We start from the raw sequence: 15,729 nt of genomic DNA, 5'->3' as shown, positions 1-15,729 counted from the left end.
ACGGGCGGGTCAAGAACCCGTGGCCGCTCGCCCGCTACGCCTGAAGCACGGCCATCGCCGCGTTGTGCCCCGGCACCCCGCTCACCCCTCCCCCGCGCACCGCGCCCGCGCCGCACAGCAGCACGCCCGGGTGCCGGGTCTCCACGCCCCAGCGGCCGGTGCCCTCCTGGGCGTACGGCCAGGACAGGGCGCGGTGGAAGATGTTGCCGCCGGGCAGGCGCAGGTCCCGTTCGAGGTCGAGCGGGGTCTTCGCCTCGATGCAGGGCCGGCCGTCGGCGTCGGTGGCGAGGCAGTCGGCGAGGGGTTCGGCGAGATGGGCGTCGAGCTGCGCCAGGGTGGACCTCAGCAGCTCGTCGCGGACGGCGTCGTTGTCCCGGGCGAACAGCCGGGCGGGGGTGTGCAGACCGAAGAGGGTGAGGGTCTGGTAGCCGCGTCCGGCGAGGTCGGGGCCGAGGATGGTGGGGTCGGTCAGGGAGTGGCAGTAGATCTCCGACGGCGGCGCGGCGGGGAGTTCGCCGGCGGCCGCCTGGGCGTGGGCGGTGGCCAGTTGCCGGTAGCCCTCGGCGATGTGGAAGGTGCCGGCGAAGGTCTCCCGGGGGTCGACCGAGTCGTCGCGGAGCCTGGGCAGCCGGGTGAGCAGCATGTTGACCTTGAGCTGGGCGCCCTCGGCCGGCTCCGGCGACGGGTCGCCCATGAGGTGGGCCAGTTCCTGCGGCGAGGCGTTGACCAGGACGTGCCGGGCGGCGGCGACTCCCTCGCCGTCGGCCGTGCGGTAGGTGACCTCGGCGGTCTTCCCGTCGGTTTCGACGCGGACCGCCTCGTGTCCGGTCGCGATCACCGCGCCGGCCGTGCGCGCGGCGGCGGCCAGCGCGTCGGTGAGGGCGCCCATGCCGCCGACGGGCACGTCCCAGGCGCCGGTGCCGCCGCCGATGACGTGGTAGAGGAAGCAGCGGTTCTGGGCGAGGCCGGGGTCGTGGGCGTCGGCGAAGGTGCCGATGAGCGCGTCGGTGAGGACGACGCCCCGCACCAGGTCGTCGGTGAAGTTCTCCTCGACGGCGACCCCGATAGGTTCCTCGAACAGCGCCCGCCAGGCCGTCTCGTCGTCGATGCGCCGGCGCAGGTCCTCCCGGTCGGGCAGCGGTTCGGTGAGCGTGGGGAACACCCGCTCGGCCACCCGGCTCGTCATGCCGTAGAAGCGCTGCCAGGCCGCGTACTCCCGCTCGCCGCCGGTCAGCCGGGCGAACGCCTCCCGGGTGCGCCGCTCCCCGCCGCCGACGAGCAGCCCGGTGGCCCGCCCGCCGCGCTCGGTCGGCGTGTACGAGGAGATGGTGCGCCCGCGCACCTCGAACCGGAGCCCGAGATCGCGCACGATCTTGTCCGGCAGCAGGCTGACCAGGTACGAGTAGCGCGACAGCCGGGCGTCCACCCCGGCGAACGGACGCGTGGAGACGGCGGCCCCGCCGGTGTGGCCGAGCCGCTCCAGCACCAGCACGGACCGCCCGGCCCGCGCCAGATAGGCGGCGGCGACCAGTCCGTTGTGACCACCGCCGACGATGACGGCGTCGTAGCTGCGGGTTCCCTCGATGGCAGGCATGGTCCTTCGTAACACGCGATGATCAAGAGGGGCCAGAGGCGTGCGGGGTGCGGACTCGGTGCCCGCCGGGCCCCGGGTGCCGGCGGGCGCGCGAGGGCGTCACCCCTTCGCTGTGAGTTGCTTCAGGGCGATGTTGAGCTGCAGGACGTTGACGCGGGGCTCGCCGATGAAGCCGAGGGTGCGGGCCTCGGTGTGTTCCTCGATCAGTTTCTGCACGCGTGCCACGGGGAGGCCGTTCCGTGCGGCGACCCGGTGTGCCTGGAGTTCGGCGTACCGCGGGGAGATGGCCGGGTCCAGGCCGGAGCCGGAGGAGGTGACGGCGTCGGCGGGGACGTCGGACGGCCGGACGGTGTAGCCGGGGACCGAGTTGTCCCGGACCACGGCCGCCTTCGCCGCGAGCACCTGCGCGCAGAGCGTGCCGTCCGCGGGCTCGGCGGGGCACACGCCGTGCACCGCGCCGCTGTCCGCGGCCAGGTTGGTCGCACCGGAGAGGATCAGTCGGTACCGGGTGTTGACGCTGTTGGTGCCGAGTCCGCCGGCCGGGCGGCCCTGGAACCACCTCAGGTCGGGCGCGGGGGTCTGCCGGCCGTGCCGCGGCGGCAGGTCGTACGACTGCCCGATCAGGGAGGAGCCGACGACCCTGCCGTCCGCCTCGACCTCGGAGCCGTTCGCCCTGCCGGGGAACAGCGCCTGGGCGATCCCGGTGACGGCCAGCGGGTAGAGGACGCCGGTGACCAGGGTCAGCACGAGCAGCGCGCGCAGACCCGCGCCCAGCAACCGGGCGGTGTTCACGGAGGAGTTGTTCATGCCGATCAGCCGATTCCGGGGATGAGGGAGATGAGCAGGTCGATGAGCTTGATGCCGATGAACGGCGCGACCAGTCCGCCGATGCCGTAGATCGCGAGGTTGCGGCGCAGCATCCGGTCGGCGCCGACCGGCCGGTACCGCACGCCCCGCAGGGAGAGCGGCACCAGCGCGACGATGATCAGCGCGTTGAAGACGACGGCGGACAGGATCGCGGAGTCGGGCGAGGACAGCCGCATGATGTTCAGCCTGTCCAGGCCCGGGTAGACCGCCGCGAACAGCGCCGGGATGATCGCGAAGTACTTCGCCACGTCGTTGGCTATGGAGAACGTCGTCAACGCACCCCGGGTGATCAGGAGTTGCTTGCCGATCTCCACGATCTCGATCAGCTTGGTCGGGTTGGAGTCGAGGTCGACCATGTTGCCGGCCTCCTTGGCGGCCGACGTTCCGGTGTTCATCGCCACGCCGACGTCCGCCTGGGCAAGCGCGGGGGCGTCGTTGGTGCCGTCGCCGGTCATCGCGACCAGTTTGCCGCCGGCCTGCTCCCGCTTGATCAGGGCCATCTTGTCCTCGGGGGTGGCCTCGGCGAGGAAGTCGTCGACGCCGGCCTCCTCGGCTATCGCCTTCGCTGTCAGCGGGTTGTCGCCGGTGATCATGACCGTCCTGATGCCCATGCGGCGCAGTTCCTCGAACCGTTCCCGCATCCCGTGCTTGACGACGTCCTTGAGGTGGATGACGCCGAGCACACGGGCGCCGTCGGCGTCGTGGACGGCGACCAGGAGCGGGGTACCGCCGGCCGCCGCGATCCGGTCGGTCAGCTCCTGTGCGTCGGGAGCGACTTCCCCGCCCTGCTCCCGCACCCAGGCGACGACGGAGGCCGCGGCGCCCTTGCGGACCCGGTGGCCGTCGACGTCCACGCCCGACATCCGGGTCCGTGCGGTGAAGGCGATCCAGTCGGCGGGCGCCAGCTCGCCCTGGTGCCGCTCGCGCAGCCCGTACCTCTCTTTCGCCAGGACGACGATCGAGCGGCCCTCGGGGGTCTCGTCGGCCAGCGACGACAACTGGGCGGCGTCGGCGACCTCGGCCTCCGTCGTCCCGCTCACCGGCACGAACTCCGCCGCCCGCCGGTTGCCCAGGGTGATGGTGCCCGTCTTGTCCAGCAGCAGGGTCGACACGTCGCCTGCGGCCTCGACCGCGCGCCCCGACATGGCCAGCACGTTGCGCTGCACCAGACGGTCCATGCCCGCGATGCCGATCGCGGAGAGCAGGGCGCCGATGGTGGTCGGGATGAGGCAGACAAGCAGCGCCACCAGCACCACCGTCGTCAGATGCGTGCCCGCGTAGTCGGCGAGCGGCGGCAGCGTGGCGCAGGCCAGCAGGAAGACGATGGTGAGCGAGGCCAGCAGGATGTTCAGCGCGATCTCGTTGGGCGTCTTCTGCCGGGCGGCGCCCTCGACGAGGGCGATCATCCGGTCGATGAAGGTCTCGCCGGGCTTCGTCGTGATGCGGACGACGATCCGGTCCGAGAGCACCTTGGTGCCGCCCGTCACCGCGCTGCGGTCGCCCCCGGACTCGCGGATCACGGGAGCGGACTCACCGGTGATCGCGGACTCGTCGACGCTGGCGACGCCCTCGACCACGTCCCCGTCACCGGGAATGACGTCGCCGGCCTCGCACACCACCAGGTCGCCGACGGTCAGCTCGGTGCCGGGGACCCGCTCCTCGGGGCCGTCCTTGACGAGCCGGCGCGCGACGGTGCCGGTCTTGGCCTTGCGCAGGGTGTCGGCCTGGGCCTTGCCCCGGCCCTCGGCGACCGCCTCCGCGAGATTGGCGAAGAGCACGGTCAGCCAGAGCCAGGCGCTGATCGTCCAGCCGAACCAGTCGCCGGGGTCCTTGGCGGAGAAGGCGGTGGTCAGCACCGAGCCGATCCACACCACGAACATCACGGGCGACTTGACCATCACCCGCGGATCGAGCTTGCGGAAGGCCTCGGGCAGGGACCTGAGGAGCTGTCCGGGGTCGAACAGGCCCGCGCCGACGCGGCTCCCGGCCGGTTCGTGCCCGGTCGGCGCGTCCTGGTGGGGCGCGAGGGTGGGAGTGGACATGGAGTCCTCGTGCTTCTCGGTGTCGGTGGTCATCACGCGAGCCCTTCCGCGAGCGGGCCCAGCGCGAGGGCCGGGAAGTAGGTGAGGCCGGTGATGATGAGGATCGCGCCGACCAGCAAGCCGGTGAACAGGGGTTTCTCGGTGCGCAGGGTGCCCGCGGTCACCGGCACCGGCCGCTGCCGGGCGAGTGAGCCGGCCAGGGCCAGCACGAACACCATGGGCAGGAACCGGCCGAGCAGCATCGCCAGACCCGTCATGGTGTTGAACCAGTCCGTGTCGGCGTTCAGGCCGGCGAAGGCCGAACCGTTGTTGTTGGCCGCCGACGTGAAGGCGTACAGCACCTCGGAGAAGCCGTGCGGGCCGGAGTTGAGCATCGAGTGCGGCGGGGTGGGCAGCGCCATCGACGCGGCGGTGAGGACCAGCACCAGCGCCGGGGTGACGAGGATGTACGCCGCGGCGAGCTTCATCTCGCGGGCGCCGATCTTCTTGCCCAGGTACTCGGGGGTGCGGCCGACCATCAGACCCGCGATGAACACCGCGATGACGGCCATGATCAGGATGCCGTAGAGGCCGGACCCGGTGCCGCCGGGCGCGATCTCGCCCAGCATCATGCTCAGCATGGCGATGCCGCCGCCGAGCCCGGTGAACGAGGAGTGGAAGGAGTCCACCGCACCGGTCGAGGTCAAGGTCGTGGACACGGCGAAGATCGAGGAAGCACCGACTCCGAACCGGGTCTCCTTGCCCTCCATCGCGCCGCCCGCGGCCTGGAGCGCCGCGCCGTGGTGGGCGAACTCGGTCGCCATCATCAGAACCACGAAGCCCAGCCAGATGGTGAACATCGTGACGAGGATCGCGTAGCCCTGCTTCACGCTTCCGGCCAGCACGCCGAAGGTGCGGGTCAGCGCGAACGGGATCACCAGGATCAGGAAGATCTCGAAGAGGTTGCTGAACGGGGTCGGGTTCTCGAAGGGGTGAGCGCTGTTGGCGTTGAAGTAGCCGCCGCCGTTGGTGCCCAGCTCCTTGATGGCCTCCTGGGAGGCGACCGCCCCGCCGTTCCACTGCTGCGAGCCGCCCATGAACTGCCCGACCTCGTGGATGCCGGAGAAGTTCTGGATCGCACCGCAGGCCACCAGGACCACCGCTGCGACCGCGGCGACCGGCACCAGGATCCGCAGGGTGCCGCGGACCAGGTCGGCCCAGAAGTTGCCCAGCTCACCGGTGCGGGAGCGGGCGAAGCCGCGCACCAAGGCAACGGCGACGGCCATGCCGACGGCCGCGGAGACGAAGTTCTGCACGGCCAGACCGGCCGTCTGCACGACGTGCCCCATGGTCTGCTCGCCGTAGTAGGACTGCCAGTTGGTGTTGGTCACGAACGACACGGCCGTGTTGAACGACTGCGCCGGACCGACCGAGGAGAAGCCGAGCGAGCCGGGCAGGACGCCCTGCAGGCGCTGCAGCAGGTAGAGGAGGAGGACGCCGACGACCGAGAAGGCGAGGACCGCGCGCAGGTACGCGGACCAGGTCATCTCGGCGCCGGGGTCGGCACCGATGCCCTTGTAGATCCACTTCTCCACCCTGAGGTGCTTGCCGGAGGAGTAGACCCGGGCCATGTAGTTGCCGAAGGGGACGTGGACGAGCGCCAGCGCGCCCGTCAGGGCGAGCAGTTGGAGCACGCCGGCGAGTACGGGACCCATGTGCGCGCTCAGAACCTCTCCGGGAAGAGGAGGGCGACGACGAGATAGCCCAGCAGGGCGACGGCCACGACGAGGCCGACGATGTTCTCGGCGGTCACAGCTTGGTCACCCCCTTGGCGACGAGGGCCACCAGCGCGAAGGCCGCGAGCACGGTGACGACGAAGGCCAGATCGGCCATCGTGAACTCCTGGAATGGGTGCGGTTGCATCGGACGGTTCGAGGAAACCGCCTCCGCGACCGGTTGCGACCGCCGTTGACGGCTCTCTTACGGCCGTGCGTCCGGCTTTGACGGAACCCTGATGTCCCGCCCCCCGGAGTCCTCGTCCGCGGCCCTCGGTGGAGCCGTCAGAGGGTGCGACCGCCGCCCGGACTCAGTCGAGCGCCACCATGAAGTCCGTGCACGCCACGGCGCAGGCCCGGCACACCGCCGCGGCGGACTCGGCGCCGGGGTGCTCGTCGAAGGCGTGGGCGCACTCGAGGCAGACCGAGCGGCACCATTCGAGCTGCACCCGGATCCCGTCCTCGTCCTGGCCGTTCTGCTCGGAGAGCGTGCGGCACGTCGCGTCGCACACCTCGGCGCACATGATCCCCAGCCGGCGTACGCGCTCCTGCCGCTCGGTGCCGTCCGGGTCCAGGAGGCTGGCGCGCACCGCGCAGGCCCTGGCGCACTCCGCGCACGCCTGGGCGCACGTGAACCGGTCCTCGAGGAACCGGTAGAGCTGCTGCTGCGTCGGCGATGTCACACCCGGCGGGTAGCCGGTCCCGCACCGGGCAAACGCATATACCTCGAAGGGGGACGCCGCAACTCGGGAAGCGTCCCCGCGGCGTGTCGCCGGCCGTGACGGGCAGCCACTCAAGGTGTCCGGTTCGTACCGTTCTGGGCGGGGTATCCCTGAGCTATGAGTACCGCACAGATGCAGCAGTTGGCCGCGGCAAGCGGCCTGATGGGCCTGGTCCTCTTCGTCATAGCCGTGGCCGTGCTGGCGCTGCTCGCCGGCGGCTTCTGGCTGAACTCACGGGAGAAGTACCGCGAGCCGCCCCGGCCGCGCCCCGAGGAGCAACCGCACCTGCCGCCGGAGGGCGCGGTGCACGAGATCCGGGAGAACAGGGAGTCCCAGGAGGTTCCCGTCATTCCCAAGGGCGGCCGCCCGCTCACCCCCTACGAGCTGACCAACATCGACTCCAGGACCAGCGAGTCCAAGGACCGTCCGCGCTGGAGCAAGGGCTCGAGCGGCTCGTTCGGCGGCGGAGGACTGGGCGCACACTGACCCCGGACCCCGGCCCGGAACCCGGCCCTCGGGACCCGGCGGGAGCCGCCCGCACCCGGCCCCCGCCGGGCCGTTGTGTGCCGTCAGGCGTCCTTCCCGGACGCTTCCAGGCGGCCGACGTGGGCCACGTTGCGCAGGTCCTCGGGGTCCTGGCTGGGCTCGGCCGCGAACCAGGCGTCGAGGATCTCCCCCAGCACATGCGCCGAGGTGAGGCGCAGTCCGAGCGCCAGGACGTTGGCGTCGTTCCAGCGCCGCGCCCCCTCCGCCGTGGCGGCGTCCGTGCACAGGGCCGCGCGGACACCCGGCACCTTGTTCGCCGCGATGGAGGCGCCGGTACCGGTCCAGCAGCACACCACCGCCTGATCGGCCGCGCCGTCGGCGACCTCCCGGGCGGCGGCCTCGGAGCACACCGCCCACCGCGGGTCGGCTCCGGGGCGCAGCGCGCCGTGCTCACGCACCTCGTGGCCGCGCCGGCGCAACTCGTCGACGAGGTGGCGGGCCACGGGTTCGTCCATGTCGGAGGAGACGGAGATCCGCATGCTCCGGAGCCTAGCGGCTGCCGCGACGGGCAGCCCGGGCGGTGAAGCGCCCGGACGGAAGCGGCCGCCCCGAAGCGGGCCCCCGAGCAGGAAGCGATCCCGGCTCGAAGGCGCCTCAGGCGACGAGCGGCCCCGGAGGCGTCGGGTGACGTCTCCGGGGCCGGGCGGTCGGTCTGCGGGTTCCTCGGCGGTCAGGGGTGGTCGGGCTGCTGCGCCGGGGGCACTCCGCCGCCCTCTCCCCCGCCCTTGCCGCCCTTGTCCGAGCCGTGCGGGCGGCCGCCCGCATCGCGTTCGGCCGTCTGGCGGGCCTTGAGTTCGCCGCTGTCCTGCGGGGTACCGCCCCCCTTGTCACTGCGCCGCTGTTCGGGCTGCTGCGGATTGGACATGCGCCGGGCTCCCTCCGGGTGTACGTGCTGCTTGCGGGGTCCGGGTTCCCAGGGGGCAACGGGTGACTCACGCCGCGGCGCACCCGTGGTCCCGGGCGCCGGACCGTCTCAGGGCGCGCGCCGGGTCAGCAGCCGGTGCATGTGCTCCAGCGCGTCCAGGAGCACCGAGCGGTGGTACCAGCTCAGCCAGGCGGCGGTGTCGGCGGCGAGCACGTCGAGGGTCTCGCTCCGGGCGCCGTCCGGCAACTGACCGGTCGCGGGCCAGTGCAGTGTGATCACGCCGGTGCAGGAGCCGGCGGCGGAGACGACGGGCACGCTGAGCAGCGCGCGGGTGTCCGTGGCCAGCAGGGCGCGCCTGGCCTCGTCGGACAGCAGCGGCTCCGCGGCCACGTCGGGCACGCCGACCCGGCGGCCCCTGATCCGGGCGACCGCGTCGGCCATGCCGTCGTCCTGGCCGCGGACGAGGTGGTCCAGAAACCTTTCGTCACAGCCGTAGTGGGTCTCCAGCGTCAGGGCGTTGACCGCCGGGTCCACGAACTGCACGTACCCGGCGGTGGCCCGGCCGACGGCCAGCGCCTCGTGCAGCACGGCGTCGATCATCTGGCGCCGGCAGCGCGGGTCCCGGCCTTCCCGGGCCAGGACGCGCAACTGCGGCAGGGGCAGGGCCCGGCGGCCCGGGAACCACACCGCGCCGTCCGGGGGCCGGGCCACCACGACGGCGGAGACCAGGACGCGCAGCGGCACGTTGAACCGCTGGGAGGCCTCGCGCAGCACCCGGAAGGCGCTGCCGGAGTCGGGCAGGCCGTAGCGGGCCATCAGCGTGCCCTGCGCCATGCCGATCACCGGAGCGGTGCGTACCCGGGCCCGCAGGGCCCGGACCTCCTTGTGCAGGTCCTCGTACGACGGACGCCACAGGTCGGCCATCTGCGAGCGCCAGGCCGGCAGGTCCTCCACCGGCGCCGAGGCCCGTGCCAGTTCCCGCAGCGCCTCGTCGAGGGTGGCGTACAGGAGCACGCCGTCGAGCCGGGCGAGGTGCACGGCCTCGCGTACGCCGGGGCGGGCCCGGATGATGATCAGATCGGGCCGTCCGGCACGGGCCCGGGTGGTCTCGCTCAGCGCGTGCAGGACGGCGGCGCCGCCCAGTTGCACGTGCGCCATGTCGAGGACCGGCCACAGCCCGGCGCGGTCGGCTTCCTCCAGATGGCCGCGCAGCTCGTCCGACCAGGCCTCCGCACCGTCCGGACTCAGGGTGCCGGACATGCGCAGGAGCAGGGCGCCCTCGGCGGGCAGGCCCTCCACCAGGGACGACTCGATGACGAGAGGGGCCGGTGCGCCCGGGCGGGCGGAGGAGGATTTCACGGCATCACCACACCAGAACGTCACAAAGCCTCGAATATCCGCAAAGGCCTCTTTCTGACCTTGGACCACCACCTTGCACGCTCGGTCCCCCGCCCTCAACCGCACCGCGCGGGGGTCCGGCCGGCGATTCGCGTCAGTGCGGTCCGCCGGGCCCCGCCGGTTCGCCGGCCGGCAGGGACTCCAGTGCGGACGCCGTGGTGGCGTGCACCCGGACGCCCGGCAGACCGGCGAGCCGCAGCGCCTCGCGCACATGGGGCCGGGGCTGGACGATCGGCAGGCAGCGGCCGGTGAGGGCGAGCCCGCCGGTGGCCCGGTCCAGCGAGCGCACCGCGACGGCACTGGCCAGATACACCTCGGTCATGTCCAGCACGAGGTGTTCGCCGGCCCGGTCGGACTGGCGCAGATGCTCCGCGAGGGCCTCGGAGAACTCGGTGGCGTTGGACGCGTCGACCGTTCCACGGGCCTTGAGAAGGGTGATCCGGCCGGACTCGGGGCGGCTCTCCCGCACGGCGCGGAGCAGCAGGGGGGCAGCGGGAAGCTGGCCTTTTTCCATGGGCGGGGCACTTCCTGGGAGGGAGGGCTCGGCCAGCCGCTTCTTGACCGGGGAGGGGACCACTGTGCCGCCCGCGGGTGCCCGAAGCAACGACGCGTCTCCGGGCGTGTCGCGGCCGGGCCCGACGCACCGGCTCCCAGCTCCTCGATCCCCCGCCCGGCCCGCCCACCTGCCCGCCTGCCCGCCTGCCCGCCTGCCCGCCTGCCCGCCTGCCCGCCTACGGGTGCTTACCCCACGTACCGCCGTGCCGGTGACGTCCGGCGCGCCCGCTCCAGCGCGGCGAGCCGGTGCTCCAGTTCCGGCGGCACCGGATCGCGCAGGCGCAGCACCCAGGGCAGCCCGGCGGTGGCGCGGGCGAACGCCCGCGCGGAGGCGGCGTCGCGGGGCACCGTGCGCATCAGGTGCCCGGTGCGGCGCAGCGCGGGCAGCAGGGGGCGGCGCAGCCAGGTGAACCACAGTGTGTTGCGGATGCCGAGGACGCGGCGCGCGGTGCTGTCGCGCTGCCGGGACGCCTGGTGGTGCACGGTGAGTTCCTCGGCGTAGGCGAGCCACCACCCCTGGCGGAGCAGGTCGCAGGCGAGCAGCTCCTCCTCGCCGCCGAGCCACAGCCCGGGGTGGAAGCCGCCGCCGGCGCGGAAGGCGTCCGTGCGCAGCACGGTGGCGGCGGCGAGGAACGAGCCGAGCGCGGGTCCCGGCAGCCAGCCCGGGCCGGACAACGGCGACTCGCGCAGCTCGCGCACGACGGGGTCCTCGACGCCCTCGGGCTGGACGACGATCCGCGCGGTGACGCCCGCGAGGCGGGGCCGGGCGTCGAGCAGGTCGGCGGCCCGGCGCAGGCTGCCCGCCTCCCACCAGGAGTCGTCGTCGCAGAAGGCGACGTAGGGCGTGCGGACGTGGCGGACCGCCAGGTTGCGGCCGACGGCCCCGAGGTTGCGGCCGGGGCACAGCAGGGTGGCCTCCGGGAAGTGCCGGGCGACGGCTTCGGCGGTGCCGTCCGACGAGGCGTTGTCGGTGACGATCACCCGGGGCCGCTCGGGGAGCCGGCGCAGGCAGGTGAGGGTGCGCAGGAGTTCGTCGCGGCGGTCGTGGGTGATCAGCACCACGGTCGTACGGCAGTCCGGGGCTCCACCGGTAACCACGGTCGTACGGCCCTCCGGGGCTCCCCCGCCGGGTGGCCGGTTCATGGGGCGCCGCCGGTGGTCTGCCGGTCGAGCAGGCGCGCCGCGCGTTCGACCTCCGGTGGCAGCGGCCGGCGCCGGGCGACGGCGGCGGGCAGCCGTACGAGGGTCTCGCGCAGGGCGCGGCGGGCGCCGGGCCGGGCGGCGACGGCGGCCAGGGCGAGATCGGCGCCCGCACGCAGGGCCACCGGCCAGGGACGGCGCAGGCAGGTGGTGAGCACGTGGTTGCGCCGGACCAGGCTGGAGCGCCCGGTACGGCCTTCGGTCTCGGGGTGGTGGAGGACGCACAGGGAGGGCTCGTAGGCGAGGGCCCAGCCGCCGGCCGCGAGGTCGTAGGCGAGCAGGGTCTCCTCCCCGCCGAAGAAGAGCAGCGGGTGGTAGCCGCCCGCGCCCAGGAAGGCGTCCCGGCGCACGACGCAGGCGCAGCCGAGGAAGCCGAGCACCGGGCGGCCGGGCAGGTCCGGTTCGCGGGGCAGGGGCGAGGCGGCGAGGACGGCGTTCAGCGGGTCCTCGGCGCCCCGCTCGCCGACCAGGGTGCGGGCCGCGAGCAGACCGAGCCGTGGGTGCCGGTCGAGCAGGTCGGCCGCGTGGCGCAGGGAGCCCGGGGCCCACCAGGAGTCGTCGTCGCTGAAGGCGACGTACGGGGTGCGGGCGTGCCGGACGGCCAGGTTGCGGCCGAGGGCGCCGGTGTTGGTGGCCGGGCGCAGCAGCCGGGAGACCGCCGGGTGGCCGCGCACCGCCCTGCGGGTGGTGTCGTGGCGGGAGTTGTCGACGACGATCACGGGCGGCCGTTCGGGCAGTGCGGCCAGGGCGTCGAGGGTGCGCAGCAGGCTGCCGGACCGGTCGCGGGTGATGACGGCGACCGTGATCCGGGGGTCCGGTCCGGCGGTCGCGCGGCGGGTGGGCCCGGGGGCCCGGTCAGTGGACACGCGTCGCCACCTCCCGTCCTGCTGCTCCCGGTGCTCCGGCGCCCGGCCTGCGGCCCCGGAGCTGTATCAGGCAGGCGGCGGCGACCTCGCCGGCGTGCAGGCGCAGCAGCCGGGCGTCCGGGTTGCGGCCGTGCGGGTCCCCGGGCGGGCCCGGCCTCCACAGGGCCAGGTGGCGGTGGCCGGGCGGCGGGCCCCACAGCCGCGGGGAGACCGGCCCGAACAGGGTGACCGACCGGGTGCCGTGGGCCACCGCCAGATGGGCGATGCCGGTGTCGCCGCTGAGCACCAGTGACGCCCCGGCCACCAGCGCCGAGAGACGGTCCAGGGACAGGCCGCCGCTGAACACGTCGGACGCCGGCCGGCCGCCGCGTTCGGCGACGGACCGCACCAGGGCGTCCTCCCCCGGGCCGCCGGTCAGCACCACGCGGTGTCCGGCCGCGCGCAGGCACCGTACGACGGCGGCGAACCGTTCCTGCGGCCAGCGGCGCGAGCCCGAGGCGGCCCCCGGGTGCACCACGACCGCGCCGGGCGCCGGGGACGGCGTGGACGGCGCCGGCAGGCGCAGGTCGAGGGGGTCGGCCGGGATGCCGTGGGCGCGCAGGAAGGCGCACCAGCGCTCCCGCTCGTGGACGTGCGGCTGCCAGGGCGGCCCGTCCGGCAGGGCGTGGGCGAGCAGCCGGCGCGGACGCAGGGCGGCCAGCGCGTCGCGGCTCTCGGGGCCGTTGCCGTGCAGGTCGACCGCGACGTCCGGCGGCGGTCCCGGCCAGTGTGCGAGGGAGGGCACGGCCCGGCCCGGCGCCTCGGCCGGGAACACCTCGTCGACCGCCCCGGTGGACAGGGCGACGCCGGTCAGTCCGGGCGGCAGGGCGAGGACCACCCGGTGTCCCGGGAAGCCCCGCCGGACCGCGCGCAGCGCGGGCACCCCGGCGAGCAGGTCGCCCAGTCCCAGGGCGCGCAGCACCAGCACGGTCGGGGGGCGCGGGCGGGGCGTCACCGGACCGGCTCCCGGGACGGCGGGCGTGGGGAGCGGGTCACTGGACGGGTCCTCCGGTGCGGGCGGGCGCCAGCGCGGCGCGGCGGGCGAGGCCGGTGGTGGAGCGGCCGTCGAGGTAGGGCAGCAGCAGGACCTGGCCGCCCCAGCTCTCCACGAGCGGCTGCTCGGGCAGCCGGGTGCGGGCGTAGTCGCCGCCCTTGGCCCAGATGTGGGGGCGCAGCTCGCCGAGGAGGCGTTCGGGTGTGTCCTCGTCGAAGACGGCGACCGCGTCGACGCACTCCAGCGCACTCAGCACGCGCACCCGGTCGGCCGCCGGGACCAGGGGCCGGCCGCCGCCCTTGCGCCGGCGCACCGAGTCGTCGGAGTTGACGCAGACGATCAGGCAGTCGCCGGCCCGGCGCGCGGCCTGCAGCAGGGCGACGTGCCCGGCGTGCAGCAGGTCGAAGCAGCCGCCCGCGGCGACCACGGTGCCGCCCGCGGCGCGTACCCGTGCCGCGGTGCGCCGGGCGGCGGCCGCGGAGTCCTCGCCGGCCGGCCGCTCCGGCGCCGTGTCCTGCTCCTCGGGCACGGCGACCGCGCGGGCGCCGCCCTCGGCGACGTAGCGGGTGGCGGCGTGCACGGCGGCCTGGACGGCCGCCTCGGTGAAGGCGCCGTCGGCGAGCAGTCCGGCGGCGGCAGCGGCGAACCGGTCCCCGGCACCGCAGGGGTCGCCCGCCGCGGTGGCCGGGGCCGGCACCAGCAGGGGGGTCTCGCCCTGCGACAGCAGCGCGCCGCGTTCGCCCAGGGTGACCGCCACGGCGTGCGCGCGCCAGGCCCGGGCGAGGGCGCCGGCGTCCTGGGCGGCCGTGCGCAGTACTGCTCCGTCGCCGGGCGGGGCGCCGGTGTCCTCGGCCGGCCTCCGGGCGAGGAGGCGGGCCTCCTGCGCGGAGGGGGTGGCCAGCCGTACCCCGGGGACCGGCGGGCCGCCCCGCACATGCGGGTCCCACACCACGGGCGCCCGGGCGGCGGCACCGGTCAGCGCGTCCCGCAGGACGTCGGCGGTGCCCCGGCCGTAGTCGGCGACCAGGACGGCGTCCGCCGCGCGGACCGCGGCCAGGGCGGCCCGGCTCGCCCCGCGGGCGCGTCCCTCGCCGTCGTCGAGGCGGAGCAGCGGGCGGTCTCCGGCGAGGACACGGGTCTTGCTGCAGAGTTCGCCGTCCAGCGGCACCTCGACCAGGTCCACGCGGCCGGCCAGCAGCTCGCGCAGGATGCCGCTGGTCCCGTCGTCGCCGAGGGCGGTGACCAGGGTGACCGGGCGGCCGTCGGAGGCGGCCAGGCAGGCCGCGAGGGCCGCGCCGCCCGGGCGGGTATTGCGCCGGGTGCCGTGCACCACCGGCACGGGCGCGTCGGGGGCCAGCCGCTCGGCCCGGCCGCACAGGTCGTGGTCGAGCAGCGCGTCCCCGACGACGACCAGCGGGGTACGGGGGGTGTTCATGCGTCTCCTTCCGGGCGGCGCGCCCGGGCGTTCGTGGTGCGCGGGCCCGCCGACCGGCCGGCCGTCCGGCCCGCGGCGCCGCCCCGGCCGTCCGTGCGGGCGCCGTCCACCCGGCCGCGGTCCGATCCGGCCGTACGGCCGTCTGCCGATCCGTCCACCCGGCCGTCCACCCGGCCGTCCACGCGGCCGTCCGTCCGGCCTCGCGCGCCGGGCCGGCCGTCACCCCGGCCGTCCCCCGCGCCTGCGGCCGCCGCGTCCGCGTCCGCGGCGCCCCGCTCGACGGCACGGTCGAACGACTCGCAGAGCATGTGCACCGCGACCAGGTGCAGTTCCTGCACGGTGGCGGCCACCGGCGCGTCCACGCACAGCGCGTCGTCGGCGGCCAGGTGCAGCGGGTTCGGGGGCCGGCCGGTCAGCGCCCAGACGGTCATGCCGAGCCGGTGCGCGCGGTCGGCCGCGGCCAGCAGGTTGGCGCTGGCGCCGCTGGTGGACAGCAGCATCAGCACGTCGCCCCGGCGGCCGTGCGCGGCGGTCTGGCGGGCGAACACCTCCTGGACGCCGTAGTCGTTGGCGATCGCGGTGGTGGAGGAGGTGTCGGAGTGCAGGGCCAGCGCGGAGAACGGCGCCCGGTCGTCCCGATAGCGGCCCACGAGTTCGGCGGTGAGGTGCTGCGCCTGGGCGGCGCTGCCGCCGTTGCCCGCGACGAGCAGCCGGCCTCCCGAGCCCAGCCGGCGGGCGAGTTCGGCGCCCCAGCGTTCGATGAGGGGGCCTTGGTCGCGGAACGCCTCCAGGGCCTTCATCAGGTCGTCGCAGTGCGCGGTGTCGGTGACGGTGACGGTCTTCATCGGTCGG

At 74.7% G+C, this 15,729-nt stretch carries 15 protein-coding genes and 1 pseudogene; 1 reads left to right on the top strand and 15 read right to left on the bottom strand.

What is annotated here, in order from left to right; genetic code table 11:
* Nucleotides 1–34: 34 nt before the first annotated feature.
* The 6 genes from ACFYU0_RS02730 to ACFYU0_RS02705 all read right to left on the bottom strand — a co-directional run bounded on the left by ACFYU0_RS02730 (nucleotide 35) and on the right by ACFYU0_RS02705 (nucleotide 6,940).
* On the bottom strand, nucleotides 35–1,594 hold the full coding sequence (locus ACFYU0_RS02730; RefSeq protein ID WP_389297317.1) for a phytoene desaturase family protein: 1,560 nt from the start codon (nucleotides 1,592–1,594) through the stop codon (nucleotides 35–37).
* Nucleotides 1,595–1,693: 99 nt separating this feature from the next.
* Nucleotides 1,694–2,401, bottom strand: a complete 708-nt coding sequence (locus tag ACFYU0_RS02725) for a potassium-transporting ATPase subunit C (protein WP_389297315.1) — start codon at nucleotides 2,399–2,401, stop codon at nucleotides 1,694–1,696.
* A gap of 5 nt (nucleotides 2,402–2,406) precedes the next feature.
* Nucleotides 2,407–4,536: a potassium-transporting ATPase subunit KdpB gene (gene kdpB, locus ACFYU0_RS02720; RefSeq protein WP_389297313.1), complete on the bottom strand. Its 2,130-nt coding sequence runs from the start codon at nucleotides 4,534–4,536 to the stop codon at nucleotides 2,407–2,409.
* Nucleotides 4,536–6,197 (bottom strand): potassium-transporting ATPase subunit KdpA, encoded by a 1,662-nt coding sequence (gene kdpA / locus ACFYU0_RS02715; RefSeq protein ID WP_389297312.1) that lies wholly within the window; start codon nucleotides 6,195–6,197, stop codon nucleotides 4,536–4,538. The genes kdpB and kdpA overlap by 1 nt, the downstream gene beginning before the upstream one ends.
* Before the next feature lie 8 nt (nucleotides 6,198–6,205).
* Complete coding sequence (gene kdpF, locus ACFYU0_RS02710) at nucleotides 6,206–6,295, bottom strand: K(+)-transporting ATPase subunit F (RefSeq protein WP_351660960.1); 90 nt, start codon at nucleotides 6,293–6,295, stop codon at nucleotides 6,206–6,208.
* A gap of 273 nt (nucleotides 6,296–6,568) precedes the next feature.
* Nucleotides 6,569–6,940 carry a ferredoxin gene (locus tag ACFYU0_RS02705; RefSeq protein WP_351660957.1) on the bottom strand — a complete coding sequence of 124 codons (372 nt, stop codon included), beginning with the start codon at nucleotides 6,938–6,940 and terminating at the stop codon, nucleotides 6,569–6,571.
* Nucleotides 6,941–7,096: 156 nt separating this feature from the next.
* On the opposite strand from ACFYU0_RS02705, the gene ACFYU0_RS02700 reads away from it, so the two are divergent.
* Complete coding sequence (locus ACFYU0_RS02700) at nucleotides 7,097–7,465, top strand: DUF6479 family protein (protein ID WP_351660954.1); 369 nt, start codon at nucleotides 7,097–7,099, stop codon at nucleotides 7,463–7,465.
* A gap of 83 nt (nucleotides 7,466–7,548) precedes the next feature.
* Here the strand turns inward: ACFYU0_RS02700 and ACFYU0_RS02695 are convergent, their stop codons facing one another.
* The 9 genes and pseudogenes from ACFYU0_RS02695 to ACFYU0_RS02655 all read right to left on the bottom strand — a co-directional run.
* Nucleotides 7,549–8,004: an RpiB/LacA/LacB family sugar-phosphate isomerase gene (locus ACFYU0_RS02695; RefSeq protein WP_389297310.1), complete on the bottom strand. Its 456-nt coding sequence runs from the start codon at nucleotides 8,002–8,004 to the stop codon at nucleotides 7,549–7,551.
* 191 nt (nucleotides 8,005–8,195) lie between these two features.
* Nucleotides 8,196–8,390 carry a hypothetical protein gene (locus tag ACFYU0_RS02690; RefSeq protein WP_389297308.1) on the bottom strand — a complete coding sequence of 65 codons (195 nt, stop codon included), beginning with the start codon at nucleotides 8,388–8,390 and terminating at the stop codon, nucleotides 8,196–8,198.
* A 108-nt stretch (nucleotides 8,391–8,498) separates the two neighbouring features.
* Nucleotides 8,499–9,749 carry an ANTAR domain-containing protein gene (locus ACFYU0_RS02685; RefSeq protein WP_389297306.1) on the bottom strand — a complete coding sequence of 417 codons (1,251 nt, stop codon included), beginning with the start codon at nucleotides 9,747–9,749 and terminating at the stop codon, nucleotides 8,499–8,501.
* A 133-nt stretch (nucleotides 9,750–9,882) separates the two neighbouring features.
* Complete coding sequence (locus tag ACFYU0_RS02680; RefSeq protein WP_389297304.1) at nucleotides 9,883–10,302, bottom strand: STAS domain-containing protein; 420 nt, start codon at nucleotides 10,300–10,302, stop codon at nucleotides 9,883–9,885.
* Nucleotides 10,303–10,529: 227 nt separating this feature from the next.
* The gene (locus ACFYU0_RS02675; protein WP_389297303.1) at nucleotides 10,530–11,486 is read right to left on the bottom strand and encodes a glycosyltransferase family 2 protein; all 957 of its coding nucleotides are present in this window, start codon (nucleotides 11,484–11,486) and stop codon (nucleotides 10,530–10,532) included.
* The gene (locus tag ACFYU0_RS02670) at nucleotides 11,483–12,409 is read right to left on the bottom strand and encodes a glycosyltransferase family 2 protein (RefSeq protein ID WP_389297301.1); all 927 of its coding nucleotides are present in this window, start codon (nucleotides 12,407–12,409) and stop codon (nucleotides 11,483–11,485) included. The genes ACFYU0_RS02675 and ACFYU0_RS02670 overlap by 4 nt, the downstream gene beginning before the upstream one ends.
* Complete coding sequence (locus tag ACFYU0_RS02665; protein ID WP_389297299.1) at nucleotides 12,399–13,403, bottom strand: glycosyltransferase family 9 protein; 1,005 nt, start codon at nucleotides 13,401–13,403, stop codon at nucleotides 12,399–12,401. The genes ACFYU0_RS02670 and ACFYU0_RS02665 overlap by 11 nt, the downstream gene beginning before the upstream one ends.
* 37 nt (nucleotides 13,404–13,440) lie before the next feature.
* The gene (locus tag ACFYU0_RS02660) at nucleotides 13,441–14,877 is read right to left on the bottom strand and encodes a PfkB family carbohydrate kinase (RefSeq protein ID WP_389297297.1); all 1,437 of its coding nucleotides are present in this window, start codon (nucleotides 14,875–14,877) and stop codon (nucleotides 13,441–13,443) included.
* A gap of 263 nt (nucleotides 14,878–15,140) precedes the next feature.
* Nucleotides 15,141–15,722: pseudogene (locus ACFYU0_RS02655) on the bottom strand (SIS domain-containing protein); the annotation flags it as partial.
* Nucleotides 15,723–15,729: the final 7 nt, after the last annotated feature.

This window comes from Streptomyces sp. NPDC003720 (genome assembly GCF_042875075.1).
Classification (GTDB): domain Bacteria; phylum Actinomycetota; class Actinomycetes; order Streptomycetales; family Streptomycetaceae; genus Streptomyces.
Note: the sequence above shows the minus strand (reverse complement) of the source record. Positions and strands in the feature narration are given on the sequence as shown.